Source organism: Parasedimentitalea marina (assembly GCF_004006175.1).
GTDB lineage: Bacteria > Pseudomonadota > Alphaproteobacteria > Rhodobacterales > Rhodobacteraceae > Parasedimentitalea > Parasedimentitalea marina.
The window spans coordinates 516,924-528,615 of the sequence record NZ_CP033219.1 but is presented as its reverse complement, the minus strand read 5'-3'; the positions used below and the strand labels follow the sequence as shown (position 1 = coordinate 528,615).

The following is an 11,692-nucleotide window of genomic DNA, read 5'->3' as shown; positions in this document are numbered from 1 at the left end:
ATTCACTAATTATACTTACTCCCCAACACCTTAGCCTGCCCCTCGGGCGTTCAAAGGGGTTCGGGTAGCAAAGGCCCAATTTCATAACCGCTAAAGGCTACACCACGAGCAAGAATTTTGATTAGAGAGCGCGCTTGAGGTAGACTAGAAAGGGTTCCAATTCAGGACCGTTTGCGTTCTCTGGATATCGCGGAATGTAAGAGAACCCGAATTTCTCATACATTGATAACATCGGTGTGTTTCCCTTGACGGTATCCGCGTAAAGGGTGGCGCACCCCATACGCCGCGCTTCTTCCACCCTGTACTCAAACAAAAGCCGCCCAAGGCCGAGGCCTCGCGCTTTGGGACGGACATACATGCGTTTGAACTCTGCTGCGTCCGGTCGAACTTGCCTTATGACCCCGCAACCGAGCAATTCTCCGCTAGAGGCTGTCGCCAACAATAAACGCCCGTGTGGTGGAGCCATATAATCCAGATTTGCCATCGTGTTCGCAGTCAAATCGTGGGCTGTGTACTTCGGGCCGCCTGCACCTATCAACAGTCCGGACATATGATGCCAATACTCAGTCATCATAACTTCGAACGCTGCCGGATCGGGCAATGAAGAGACAAATTCGAAACTGGTTTCCATTTTAGTGTGGTCTCCTACCTAAGAATGGAAAGCCGCCAATGGCGGCGCGTGCGCCAAAACGGGTCTGCGCGTCGTCAGACTTCGGAGCGCTTCTGCTGTCTGTCCGAGTTTCAGGAGGACATTCGCATAGGTCAATTCCAAAAGGTCACGCTGAGCACGGCTCCCTCCAAGACGTTCTGTAGATCCCATGACCTGGACGAGTTCAGTGAGAGCAGTGCCCCAATCCTGACGCGCAATCGCCCGCCAAGCACATGCGACAGGTCGCACAAGGTCGCCTGCAAATCCTTTGGCAGTGTCGGAAATATGCGCCAAGTGATCTCCATTCCCAGCCATGGCATGCGCCAAGGCAGCATGAAGGTCCGCGAAGCTTTGCCCAGTTTCAGGGAAAAAGCGGCGGGCATAATCACTCAATTCCGCCCATCTTTCTGGGGCCACTGAAACACCGGCAAGTTCGGCGCGATATAAGATTGCAGCGGTGTCGGTCAAAACATTAATGGGCAGCCCTTTTGCTGCACCCGGTCCAACGCCAGAATCTATTGCACTCCACATTGCAATTTCGTCACTTTCGTGGAGGGCCCAAAGGGCAGCATGCCAACTCAAATGCCCATGCAAGACTGCACGATCGTCATAATCAGTAAGCCAACTGGTCAGATAGCTGCGACCTGCTGCCGTTTCACCAGCCTCATATTGGGCATGGGATTTGAAATGCGCAGCATTTGCATTGCGCGCATTCAAAGCAAGAGATTTGTCCATCAGAATACTTGAAGCCGCGATCTGTCCTGTTTCACACAGCGAAAGAGCGTGCATCGACATCATCCACCAGTCATCACCGTAGTGAGGCAGCAACGCTGATGTGTAGGCCAGCAATTCTGCTTCCCGCCCAACTTCGCCTGAAAACCCAATCAGTCCAAATACATTAGAGCAGAGTTGCGCAACAAGCGCATCGCGGGGGTAATCCTGGACGTGACGCTTAACCAACGCACGCGCCTTGTGCGGTTGCCCGGAAAAAAGCAGCGCAAAACATTCGATGTGCTGACGTTGGCGGGTGTTTAGTTTGAGCGAGAGGTCTTGAGCACGGTTGATCGCAGCCTTTGCCTGCGGCATTTGGCCAGACATCATCAGTGCCCTTGCTAAAGCCACGTGTCCAAGCGCAAATCCGCTGTCCAAATCAATTGAAGATTGAAATGCTGCAGTGGCGCCGAAGTTTGCCCCTAAAAACAAGCGAATACCAATATCATATTGGTCCAACGCCGCTTGGGATGCCACAGAAGTCTCATTGCCGTAATTATCTCGAAGCATGAATTTGAACCTTCGTATCACTTTGTGCGGTTGGAGATGGATGGTTAGTTGGAACTTTACGCACTAAAATTTGAATTGTCTGCCTTGCGCTTTGCTGAGAGGCAAACAACTTGGTTGTGACAGCCGCTCCATCGCTTCCAAAACGCTCGTCCGAGGTGCCTTGGCGGTTTGGCCAGCCCCCTTCTAAAATCGTCCATTTCGTTTGTCTGGGATGATTGCTTCAGCGCTTCGCTGGATGATGGCGGTGCGGCAGGGGTTTTGGACAGCCAATGTCTTCTGTCAGCGGCATAGGGTCGAATAGTCGGGCACGGGCCAGCCGAAGTTCGCGATCGTAACACACACGCAACACAATCCCATTTCTCCAAATGCTTCAGCGATCCAAAACTACTATATTTATTTAATTATCAATATATTAGTTAAAAATTCCACCACCCCATCCAGTGTTTTCTAACACCAGGCAGAAACCGGATTACTGGCCTTCAGTGGCTCAGAATGCCCCTGCATTTAGTGGCCCTACACGCAAAGGGTGTAGCGATGTCAGCGCGCAAATTGAAGTGTCGAAACGAAATGCCTAGGCTGTGATTTCGAAGTCCATTCAGAACTCATGCAGGAAAATGTCGGTTCCAAGATATGACTTGTTGCCAACTTCGGGCATATGGGAAAATGTCTGCTGAAACTGGATCGGAGATTTATACGTGGCATTGCTTTTGGGCGTAGATACTGGCGGCACCTATACGGATGCGGTCTTGATCCGCGATGAACAGACCGTGGTGGCCTCGGCCAAGGCCCTGACAACACGACAGGATCTGGCTATGGGCATTAGCGAAGCTATTCGGATCGTGCTGCAGCAATCCGCCACCTCCCCTCATGACGTGTCGATGGCCGCCTTGTCGACCACATTGGCCACCAATGCACTGGTCGAGGGTCAAGGTGGCCGGGTGGCGCTGATCTATATTGGCTTTAAAGATAGCGATTTGGATCGGCATGGGTTGTCCGAGGCATTAAAAGGCGATCCGGCTTTGATCCTAGCCGGGGGGCACGACCATGCAGGGGTCGAAGGCGCGGCATTGGAAGTCGAGGCTCTGGAGGATTTCCTCTCAAAAGAAGCGGAAGGGGTAACTGGTTTTGCGGTGGCAGGCTTGTTCGCCACCCGAAATCCGGCCCATGAGTTGGAAGTGGCTAAAGTTATCAAGGCGCGCACCGGTGCTCCGGTGACCTGCTCTCATCAGTTGTCAGCCAAACTGAACGGCCCAAAGCGGGCGTTAACAGCCGTGCTCAATGCGCGGCTGATCGGCATGATCGACAGGCTGATCGGGCGGGCGCAGGACAGCCTGGTGGATCTCGGCATCTCTGCGCCGATGATGGTGGTACGTGGCGACGGCGCGCTGATGTCAGCCGGACAGGCGCGGGAACGGCCGATAGAAACGATCCTGTCCGGACCGGCGGCGTCGATTGTGGGTGCGCGCTGGCTGACCGGGGTCGACGACGCACTGGTGTCAGACATTGGTGGAACCACCACCGATGTGGCAGTGTTGCGTGGTGGAAAGCCAGCAATCGATCCGAGCGGCGCACGGGTTGGAGGTTTTCGGACCATGGTCGAGGCGGTGGCCATGCGAACGACAGGGCTCGGTGGAGACAGCCAGGTCCACGTCGATACTGAAGGGTTGACTGGTGGACTCGTGCTGGGCCCGCGACGGGTGCTGCCTGTTTCTCTGATTGCAGTTGACGCTGCAGAGGTGGTGCATACAGCCCTGGACAAACAATTGAAAGCATCGGTGCCCAGCGAACATGATGGGCGGTTTGTGTTTGCGCAGCAAGGGATTGACGCCACTGGCCTGACCGACCGTGAACAACAGATGTTACATCGTATTGAGGGTCAGGTGCATCCGATTGGTGATGTGTTGCGTAATAGGATGGAGCAAGGGGCACTGAACCGGCTATGGGATCGCGGGATGGTACAAGTAGCCGGGATCACGCCTTCGGATGCAAGCCATGTGTTACGACGGCTGGAGTGCTGGGACCGGGACGCTGCTAAAAAAGCGTTGACGCTATTGGCGCGCCGTCGGATTGGCAGTGGAGAGGTGGTGGCATCTGGACCGCACCGCTTGGCGCAAATGATTATCGACCAGTTGACCAGGCAAACGGCTTTGACCTTGTTAGAGACCGCAATTGAGGAAGACGCAGAGGATTTTGGTCTGCCATCTGCGCAGCTCGCACGTCACATTTTGATGCAACGTGGTTTGGCAGGGCATCGTGGGTTGCTGGCCTTGGATGCGGCGCTGAACATTGATGTGGTTGGGCTGGGCGCCTCGGCGCCGGGTTATTACCCGGCTGTGGGCGAGCACCTGCATTGCCGGATGATCTTGCCGCAGCATGCGGGTGTGGCCAATGCCATTGGGGCCGTTGTTGGCCGCATCTCTATGCGGCGCAGCGGCACTGTCAGTTCGCCAGCCGAAGGGCGGTTTCGGGTATTCTTGGAAAATGGGCCCGAAGATTTTAACGACGCTGATTCAGCCTTGGACATGCTGGAACAGGTATTGTCAAAACAGGCCCAGGAAGCCGCCGGAGAGGCCGGAGCCGAGGATATCCATGTGCGTGTGGAGCGCGACATCCGCACGGCATCCATCGAATCCCGGCAGGTGTTTGTCGAGGCTGTATTGACCGTCGAAGCCAGTGGTCGCCCGCGGGTCGCTTTGGGCTAAGGCACATAGACCTGTATCACGGACCGACCCAACCCCGCCTGCAGACGCGGGTAATTTTTCAGCCGCCGGGATGGCCTGCACCAAGTGACTTTCACCTGGTGCAGGCAGGATTTCAGACGAATTCCACCCCATTCTCTGCCATGGGCAGGTGGGTGACGCGTGGGCCTGATGCTGCGATGGCATTGGCTAAAGCTGGTGCCGATGGCGGCGTGCCCGGCTCGCCTACGCCAGTGGGGGCCTCGGTCGACGGAACAATGTGAACCTCGATTGCGCCAATATCGCTGATCCGCAGTGGCGCGTAATCTGGGAAATTGGACTGATCCACGATGCCTTCGGTCAAAGTGACCGCGTCGCGCATCGCGTGGCCAACACCATAGCCAATCCCGCCTTCCATCTGGGCCTTGATGACATCCGGATTCACCGCAATACCGCAATCCACTGCGCAGGTGACTTTTTCGATCTTGATCCCGCTTTCTGCATCACCCGAAATCTCGACCACCTCGGCCACGTAGCTGCCAAAGCTTTTATGCACCGCGATGCCTTGGCTGTGACCCTCGCGGACCTTTCCCCAGTTGCCCGTCTGTGCGGCCAGTTTCAGTGTGTTAGCAGTGCGGAGCTGATCAACGTCGCCCCCCTCCAGCAGGGCCAGCCGGAACTCGACCGGGTCGCGGCCCGCCGCTTTGGCGGCGACATCCATCATGCTTTCCATCACATAGGCAGTGTGGGTATGTCCAACCGACCGCCACCAAAGAACGGTTGTTGCTTTGGCCACATCCGTCAAGCCAACAAACTGGCCGGGAATTTGATAGGGTCCGTCGGCCACACCTTCCACTGAACTGTGGTCAACCCCACCATGTACCGAGAAGTTTTCGAAGGCAGTTCCCTTCATGATCGACTGCGCCGCCACACGGTGATCCCAGCCGGTGATCGCCCCGGTCGCATCCAGACCTACACGCACCCGGTGCGCCACGGCTGGGCGATAGTAGCCCCCTGTGATGTCATCCTCACGGGACCAGACAAGTTTCACGGGACGGCTGCGGTCAGTGATCACAAAGGCCAGCGCAGCCTCGACCTGGTAATCTGCTGACGGTGTCGCGCGCCGCCCAAAGGAGCCACCGGCAAACATGGTGTTGATGCGGATCTTTTCCATCGGCAGGTCAAAGATCTGGGCCATCGCCATGTGTGGTCCAGTTGGGAACTGGCAGCCGTCATGCAGCAGGATACCTCCGTCCGCGGTGGCTTCGATGGTGCAGGTCAGTGGTTCCATCGGGGCATGGGCCAGCAGTGGAAAGTAGAAGGTCTGTTCCACAATCTTATCAGATCCGTCGATCAGAGCAGCAACTGTCGGTAATTCCGCGCTGTTGACCACGTATTCTGGATCAGCATTGACCGCAGCAATCAACTGGTCACGGATCTGGTCCGAGCTGCGCATCTCAGCTGCCGAGAAATCCCACTCAATCGACAAAGCTTCGCGGGCCTGAAAGGCGGCCCAGGTTTGCTCGGCATAAACCGCGACACCCGCTTGGTTTGGCAGGACAGCGGCGCGGATAAACCCTTTGATCCCTTTGGCTTGCGTGTCGTCAAACCCCGTTACAAGCCCCCCCATGCGCGGGCTGCGGGCAATAACCACCACCATCTGGTTTGGCAGATGAACATCCATGGCATATTTGGCAGTCCCGTTGGTTTTCGGCCGAGAATCCTTGCGGCGGATCGATGCGTCTCCGATCACCCGGAACGCGCTGGGATCTTTCAAACGCGGCTCTACCGGGGCCGCCATCTGCGCGGCGGCAGCAACGAATTCAGCGATCGGAGCCGACTGACCTGCGCCGGAAATCACACCATTGTCCAACCTAAGCGTTTGCGGATCCACCCCCCATGCCTGCGCCGCTGCATTGATCAACATGTCACGCGCCGCAGCACCTGCCTGGCGATACTGCATGAACGAATTTGCCATCGCAGTGGACCCACCGGTTCCCTGCATCTGACCAAAGAACAGGTTGTTGTACCTGCTGGCGTCTGAGGGGGCGAATTCGTACTGAATATCATCCATGCTCACGCCAAGTTCCTCGGCGATCAAAGTCGACAAACCGGTCGCAGGGCCCTGCCCGGTCTCAAAATGTTTGATGATGGCCGTGACGGTGCCATCTGCATCAATCCGGACAAATGGGTTCAACTGGGCAGGTTCTGATCCAGCGGCCATGGCGCCATCAACACCTGTCCCGACATATAAGACCGCAGCAGCGGCGGCGGCACTTTTCAGGAACCCGCGGCGAGACGTATTCATAGTCATATCAGACCTCCAGGATTTCGGATGCGCGCTGGATAGCGGCGCGGATGCGTTGGTAGGTGGCACAGCGGCAGGCGTTGCCATTCATGTAGTCGTCGATCTCTGCCACCGAAGGTTTGGGGGTTTCGCTAAGCAATCCCACGGCCGACATGATCTGACCCGACTGGCAGTACCCGCATTGCACAACGTCCAGTTCAATCCAGGCCGCTTGCACCGCAGCAGAAACCGCAGAGTTCACGCCTTCAATTGTGGTGATTTCGGATCCTTCGACATCTTCTATAAAGGTCTGGCACGAGCGAACCGGTTCCCCATCCAATTGCACTGTGCAGGCCCCGCAGGACGCAACGCCGCAGCCAAATTTTGTGCCGGTTAGCTTTAATTCATCCCGGATCACCCACAGCAATGGGGTTCCTGGTTCAGCGTCCACCTCGTGGGTTTGGCCGTTTAGATTTAGTGTAATTGCCATGGCTTGGGGGCCTCCCGTTGGCTTGGTCAGTTTTTTGGTATTGCGCTTTAGATAGCAACGCCCGCCCCGTTCTCCCTGCCTCATCCTCCGAGAAACCTGCCTATTCCTCCGGCATCCCGGCTTTTCTATTCTGCGACCTGGGGCAAGGCCCTATATGTAAGCAAAGCAGAAAGGCAGGATTCGATGGTATCAAATGAACTGATTTCCGAGGTTTTTGACCATGTTCAACGCCACGACGCCTTTGGTACGGGCTGCCCGACAGGTGTCGATTGCCTCTTTGCATTGAGCAAACCAAATACAACCGCTTATGAAGCCACACTTTATGAACCCATCATGTGCCTGGTTCTTCAAGGCGTGAAAGAGGCCCACCTTGGAGAAAAACATGTCCGATATGGCCAGGGTGACTCGTTGATCGTAAGCCACACGATGCCAGCGATTTCTGGGGTCATTCAGGCCTCGGCTGCGAAACCCTATGTGTCGCTGGCCATTCGCCTGGACCTGGCATTGGCCCGCAGCCTGTATGATGAAATTGGCGAACCTGACGTATCAGCCGGAGATTTACAGTCCATGAGCGTTGCCAAAACAGACGCGGGTCTTGTGGACGCAATGACCCGACTGTTTCGACTGTCTCACAACCCGGTAGAGGTACGCGCTCTGGCGCCGCTGGTTGTGAAAGAGATCCATTTTCGCCTACTCCGGGCTCAACACGGAGGGATGCTGCGGCAACTGCTCTTGCATGACAGTCCGGCCAGCCGGGTATCCAAGGCGATTGCACGCATTCGCTCTGACTACAATCTGCAGATTCCAGTTGCAGAACTTGCGGCCACTGCCGGTATGAGCCAGTCCACCTTTCATGAACATTTCAAAACGGTGACCTCGTCAACGCCCCTGCAGTATCAAAAAGAGCTGCGTCTTCTGGAGGCACAGCGCCTATTGAGAGCTGAGGCCAAACCGGTCTCCAGTGTAGCCTTTGAGGTTGGTTACGAAAGCCCGACCCAATTCAGCAGGGAGTACACCCGGAAATTCGGCGTCACACCACGGCAGGAAAAATCTTCGGTAACGGCATGACGCACCTGTCACTCGGCAACATACTTGTATCGCTTGTTGCAATTATTCACGCTGATTGTTGGCCTTCTTCTCAAACCGCGGTCCCAACGAAAAGTTGATTGACGCGATTATTGTTCCGAAGAGCAGGCTGTTTCGTGGAGCTTGGCCGCCAAATGCGACACAAACGCTTCGATACGGGCGGCCCGAACCGAACGGGGGTTCATAAGGGCAACAACATCAGCGTCCGGCAGCCTCCAGTTTGGCAGGACGGGCAGTAACCGGCCTTCCCGCACGTCATCACAAATGCTCCATTCTGACCGTTCGATGATGCCAAGACCGTCCAGAGCCCAGCTTCGGATGACTTCACCATCGTTACTGTCAAAGCTTGGGTGAATGCGGACCGCTTTGATGTCACCCTTTGGACTAACCAACGACCAGAGCGTTACGTCGGCTTGATCTTCCCTCACCACGCCAACGCGATGCGCGGACAGATCATCTGGCGTTTCAGGCAGGCCATGCCGGGAAGCATAACGCGGAGCCGCACACAGAAAGCGACGGTTCGAGGCAAGTTTTTTCTGCACCAGGCCCAAATCTGGCAATCGTCCGACATGAATGAGTACGTCCCAAAGGTCAGTTCGCATTGCGCCACGTGGATCCTCGGTCAGGGTCAGAGACGGCGCAAGCTCAGGATGCTCTAAGGCAAATGCGGCCAAGAAAGGTGCGATCTTCAATCGCCCATACCCAAAGGGAGCTATGACCCGAAGGGGGCCTGCTATTGCTCCGCGGCGCTCTGCCAACTGATCCGCCAATCCATCGAGGTCGGTCAAAATGACAGCGCCACGTTCGGCCAGCAGCCCTCCTTCGGCCGTCAACCGTAAGCCTGCGGGCCCACGCTCGGCTAGCTTGAGTTGCAATTTTTGTTCAATTTGGGCCAAGCGTTGTGTCACCGCTGGTGGCGTGACATTCAGCGCCCGTGCAGCTGCCGCAAGCGACGGAGCCGCCGCAACGGCCTGAAAGAAACGAAGATCGGTTATGCTGAGCATTAACCAACAACTTAATGTGATTGTTAGAAAGGGTAAATGTGCAATCACTCTTACAGTCGATAGCCTCGGCAGAATAGCTACCAGGAGACCCTACCCATGACCGCAGATTCCCGTTTTGCCGATTTGACAACGCCGTCCTTGCTCTTGGATGAAGCGAAAATGATGCGGAATATCGACCGGCTTGCCGATCATGCAAGGGCGCTGGGGGTGTCACTACGACCACATTTGAAGACTGCCAAATCTATTGATGTGGCGCGCCGACTTTTGCCCGGCGGGGATGGCCCCGCCACTGTCTCTACACTGGCCGAGGCCGAGGCCTTCTTTGCTGCAGGTGTATCCGATATTCTCTACGCGGTCGGGATCGCCCCGCAGAAACTGCCACGTGTGTTGGCGCTTCGGGCCTCTGGCTGTGATCTAAGTGTTATTCTGGACAATGCGGCCCAGGCCAAGGAAGTGGCCAAGGCTTCGCGTGAGACGGGAGACCCCGTTCCGGTGCTTATCGAGATCGACAGCGACGGTCATCGTGGCGGCCTGCGGCCCGATGATCCGCTTCTGATCCAAATTGGGCGTATCCTTCATGAAGGTGGGGCAGAGCTGCGAGGGGTGATGACCCATGCTGGCGAGAGTTATACAGTTGCAGGCAACGAGGCACATGCAAAATTTGCCGAGATTGAGCGCGCGGCGGCCGTCGCTGGTGCAGAGGCCCTCCGAGAGGCTAATCTGCCGTGCCCTGTGGTTAGTGTAGGCTCTACTCCGACCGCTCATGCGGCCCGTGATTTGACCGGGGTGACCGAATTGCGTGCGGGGGTCTATGTCTTTTTTGATCTGGTGATGGCTGGGATTGGCGTCTGCCGACAGGATGATATCGCGCTATCGGTATTGACCACTGTCATCGGGCACCAGAATGACCGGGGCTGGATCCTGGTGGATGCCGGATGGATGGCGATGTCGCGTGACAGGGGCACCTCAAGCCAAGCACTGGATCAAGGATATGGGGTCGTCTGCGATGATGCCGGGAATATATTGCATGACTTGGTCTTGTCGTCAGCCAATCAGGAACATGGGATCATCACACGTCGTTCCGGCGCGCCCGCATCCATGCCCGACCTGCCTGTGGGCACCCACCTGCGCATTCTGCCAAACCATGCTTGTGCCACAGCTGCTCAACATGCCCATTTCACAGTCATACCAGCCAAGCCCGACAACGCCATAGTGGAATGGCCACGTTTCGGCGGCTGGTAAGGAGACACGACATGATCCATATAACCGAAGCACAATCCGGCGCCGCAATATCCCATGAACTGGCCTTCAAAGCGGTGCGGAGCGCGTTGATCGCCGCCACCTCTTCGGAGGCCGCTACCTTTCCAGTGGTGCATGGCACCGCCAGTGACCCGCAAAACAAGTTTACTGTCAAATCCGCTGCCGATGGCAGCCTGACAGGGTTGAAGGTCGGATCCTACTTCCCAACCAATGACGCTGCGGGTCTGCCGCGGCACAACTCGATTATCTTGCTGTTTGATCAGGCCAAGGGCAGGATCGGTGCCATTGTCGAAGGGGGCAAGCTGAATGCCTATCGCACAGCAGCTGCTGATGCCGTCGCAACTGATGCTTTGGCGCGTGCTGATGCCCAGGTGCTTGGCCTGTTCGGCACCGGCCACCAAGCGGCCTATGAAGCACAGGCCATTGCCCGTATTCGACCGCTCACCAAAATCATGGTTGTGGGCCGAAATGCAGACCGGACTCGCGCTTTTGTAAGCCAATTACGACGAAAGGGCCTCCCTGCTGAAGTGTCACAGGCTGAAACCGCCTGCCGCGCCGCTGATATTATAGCGACGGCCACAACCGCAACAAAGCCATTATTTCAGGCCGATTGGGTTCGCCCGGGCACCCATATATCCAGCATGGGATCGGATGCTATTGGCAAGCAAGAACTGCCGCCTGAGTTATTTGCTGAAAGTCGGCTGTTTTGCGACCTGCCAGAACAATCGGCCCGTATTGGCGAGTTCCAACACGCGGACAGCGAAACACCTTTGACGGCGATCGGGGCCGTCCTGACCGATCCCGCCAAAGGACGCCAAACATCTGAGGAAACGACAATCTTCGACAGCTCTGGCATAGCGCTGCAGGATCTGTACATCGCAGAGGCCATTATTGCGGCCGCGGCCTCTTGACGGTGAGCAAGTTGGCAGAGGTGCGCCGGTTTCGGGCTGCACCGCA

9 protein-coding genes are annotated in these 11,692 nt (G+C 56.4%); 4 read left to right on the top strand and 5 right to left on the bottom strand.

The window, feature by feature from the left end; translation table 11 throughout:
- Positions 1-121: 121 nt before the first annotated feature.
- Positions 122-631: a GNAT family N-acetyltransferase gene (locus EBB79_RS02670; protein WP_127747412.1), complete on the bottom strand. Its 510-nt coding sequence runs from the start codon at positions 629-631 to the stop codon at positions 122-124.
- An 18-nt stretch (positions 632-649) separates the two neighbouring features.
- Positions 650-1,930, bottom strand: a complete 1,281-nt coding sequence (locus tag EBB79_RS02665) for a tetratricopeptide repeat protein (protein ID WP_127747410.1) — start codon at positions 1,928-1,930, stop codon at positions 650-652.
- 695 nt (positions 1,931-2,625) lie between these two features.
- Between EBB79_RS02665 and EBB79_RS02660 the strand changes: the two genes are divergently transcribed.
- A complete protein-coding gene (locus tag EBB79_RS02660) occupies positions 2,626-4,632 on the top strand; it encodes a hydantoinase/oxoprolinase N-terminal domain-containing protein (RefSeq protein ID WP_127747408.1) in 2,007 nt (668 codons plus the stop codon).
- A gap of 112 nt (positions 4,633-4,744) precedes the next feature.
- Here EBB79_RS02660 and EBB79_RS02655 read toward each other — a convergent pair whose 3' ends face one another.
- Positions 4,745-6,922: a xanthine dehydrogenase family protein molybdopterin-binding subunit gene (locus EBB79_RS02655; protein ID WP_127747406.1), complete on the bottom strand. Its 2,178-nt coding sequence runs from the start codon at positions 6,920-6,922 to the stop codon at positions 4,745-4,747.
- A 1-nt stretch (position 6,923) separates the two neighbouring features.
- Positions 6,924-7,385: a (2Fe-2S)-binding protein gene (locus tag EBB79_RS02650; protein ID WP_127747404.1), complete on the bottom strand. Its 462-nt coding sequence runs from the start codon at positions 7,383-7,385 to the stop codon at positions 6,924-6,926.
- Positions 7,386-7,568: 183 nt separating this feature from the next.
- Between EBB79_RS02650 and EBB79_RS02645 the strand changes: the two genes are divergently transcribed.
- A complete protein-coding gene (locus EBB79_RS02645) occupies positions 7,569-8,453 on the top strand; it encodes an AraC family transcriptional regulator (RefSeq protein WP_127747402.1) in 885 nt (294 codons plus the stop codon).
- Positions 8,454-8,560: 107 nt separating this feature from the next.
- On the opposite strand, the gene EBB79_RS02640 is transcribed toward EBB79_RS02645, so the two are convergent.
- Positions 8,561-9,475, bottom strand: a complete 915-nt coding sequence (locus EBB79_RS02640) for a LysR family transcriptional regulator (RefSeq protein ID WP_127747400.1) — start codon at positions 9,473-9,475, stop codon at positions 8,561-8,563.
- A 96-nt stretch (positions 9,476-9,571) separates the two neighbouring features.
- Between EBB79_RS02640 and EBB79_RS02635 the strand changes: the two genes are divergently transcribed.
- Both EBB79_RS02635 and EBB79_RS02630 read left to right on the top strand, forming a co-directional pair.
- Positions 9,572-10,717, top strand: a complete 1,146-nt coding sequence (locus EBB79_RS02635) for a DSD1 family PLP-dependent enzyme (protein ID WP_127747398.1) — start codon at positions 9,572-9,574, stop codon at positions 10,715-10,717.
- Positions 10,718-10,728: 11 nt separating this feature from the next.
- Positions 10,729-11,646 carry an ornithine cyclodeaminase family protein gene (locus tag EBB79_RS02630; protein WP_127747396.1) on the top strand — a complete coding sequence of 306 codons (918 nt, stop codon included), beginning with the start codon at positions 10,729-10,731 and terminating at the stop codon, positions 11,644-11,646.
- Positions 11,647-11,692: the final 46 nt, after the last annotated feature.